At 70.1% G+C, this 2,105-nt stretch carries 2 protein-coding genes; one reads left to right on the top strand and one right to left on the bottom strand.

The features are described from left to right. Positions 1–1,715: beta-propeller fold lactonase family protein (locus tag CM1CMNOD_RS01370; protein ID WP_241247514.1), on the bottom strand; the 1,715-nt coding region annotated here is incomplete at its 3' end. 133 nt (positions 1,716–1,848) lie between these two features. Between CM1CMNOD_RS01370 and CM1CMNOD_RS22700 the strand changes: the two genes are divergently transcribed. Continuing rightward, positions 1,849–2,105, top strand: a 257-nt coding sequence (locus CM1CMNOD_RS22700) for a hypothetical protein (RefSeq protein WP_242625424.1), incomplete at its 3' end; no start/stop codon positions are given.

Below are 2,105 nucleotides of genomic sequence, written 5' to 3'. Positions count from 1 at the left end.
GTCCCGCCGCCACCGGAGCCGCCGCCACCACCGAAGTAGCCGCCGCCCGCGCTGCCGCCCGCGCCACCACCGGACGTGGTGGCGGTCGGGTCCAGGCAGGGTGGGGTGTGCACCCCGCTGCAGGGCAGGTTCCCGGCACCGCCGGCACCGGGCGTGCCGTCAGTACCGTCTCCGCCGCAGCGCGGATCGGCCAGCGGATCGGTGGTCGGGGGATTCCCAGCGCCGTGCCGGCACGCGTTCAGTCCTCCGGCGCCTCCGGTGGTCTGAGTGCCGCCCTTGCCCGGGAGTCCGGCATTACCACCATCGACGGTCGACCCAGCGTCGGTGCCGGCGTCACCGCCGCCGGCACCCCCGGCTCCGCCGAGCGCGTTGCCCTGCCCGCCGGTGCCGCCGCCGCCGCCGGCACCGACCAGCACCCGGGTGGACTGGTCGCACTTCCGTGCGGCACATCCCGCCGCGGCCACGCGGACGTCGGAGGAACCGCCGCCGCCGGAACCGTTACCACCGTCGAACGCTGTCCCGCCGTTCGCGCCGGAGCCATCACCAGGCCCACCTGACACGCCGGCGTCGGACCCACCGAACCCGCCGAGTGCTCCCGATCCGCCGGAGGGGCCATTGCTCATTCCGCCCGAGCGCGAGGCCGCGGTTCCGTTGGCGCCCTTGCCCGCCACGTCCACCTGCAGGACCTGGTTGCCCTTCAGCCCCGTCAGCGACCCGGACGCCTGGCCACCGCCGCCTCCGGGACGCCCGGTGATGTCCCCTGCCGGGGACGGGTGTGCCGCGTCACCAGCGATGAAGTAGTGCCCGCCCTGGGCGCCGGTCACCACGACCTCGACCGAGCTCACTCCCGCGGGCACCGTGAAGGTGTCCGATCCGATGTTGTGATAGGTGCAGGTCATTGTCGTCGTCCCGGACAGCACACCGGTCGTCCCGCACACCGGCGGGGTCGGAACGGCCTTCGGTGGTGCGCTGATCGCGATCCCCACCGGCCGGTCACCGACGGGGATCGGGGTGCCGGCGGTGTTGCTGGCCACATCGATCGGCGTCACCGTGTCGCTGTCGCGGTTGACCGCATAGGCGGCCACGCCGTCCGGCGTGACCGCGATGTAGAACGGTTCGATGCCTCCGGTGGAGATAGGAGTGCCGGGGGTGTTGGTGGCCACATCGATCGGCGTCACCACGGCGTCACGCTCATTGGTGACGTACACGGTTCGGCCATCGGGCGTGATCGAGATCCCGACCGGGCGGTCGCTGACCTGAATCGGTTTGCCGGGGGTGTTGGTGGCCACATTGATCGGTGTCACGGTGGCGCTGGCAGCGTCGGCGTTGTCCGTGACGTACACGGTCTTGCCGTCGGGTGTGATCACAATTCCCTGCGGGTTGTTCCCGGCTGGGATCGGTGTGCCGGGGGTGTTGGTGGCGACATCGATCGGCGTCACCGTGTTGCTTGCGGCGTTGGTGACGTAGGCGGTCCTGCCATCGGGGGTGATCGCGACGTAGTGTGCGTCGTCCCCGACCGGGATGTGGGCACCGGGAGTATTGGTGGCCACATCGATCGGCGTCACGTCATCGCTGGCGTTGTCCACCACGTAAGCGGTCCGGCCGTCGGGAGTCACTGCGACCCCGAACGGGAACTGACCGACCGGGATCGGGGCACCAGGGGCGTTGGTGGCCACATCGATCGGCGTCACCGTGTTGTCAGCCCGGTTCGTCACATAGACGGTCCTGCCATCAGGTGTGACCGTAAGCCCTCTGGGGCTTGCACCTACCCGGATCGGGGCACCGGCCGTATTGGTCGTCACGTCGATCGGGGTGACCGTGTTCCCGAAATTGTTGATCACATAGGCGGTGGCCGCTGCCGGCTTCGGAGCAGGGCTCGACGTTGGGTCCGGACTCGATGTCGGGCTCGGTGTCGGTGTCGGTGTCGGGCTTGTTGTCGGAGGCGTGGACGGCTTCGTGGGCTTCGTGGGCTTGGGCTCCTGCGAGGAACCCCACGTGATGATGACCTCGCCGTCGCCCTTGTTGACGGTCCCGGCGTTGACACCAGCGGTCAGGGCGACAGAGCTCACTGTCGGTGCGGCGAAGGAGCTTCCCCCGCCCCCACC

The organism is Protofrankia symbiont of Coriaria myrtifolia (genome assembly GCF_900634755.1).
In the GTDB taxonomy this organism is placed as follows: Bacteria; Actinomycetota; Actinomycetes; order Frankiales; family Frankiaceae; genus Protofrankia; species Protofrankia coriariae.
Note: the sequence above shows the minus strand (reverse complement) of the source record. Positions and strands in the feature narration are given on the sequence as shown.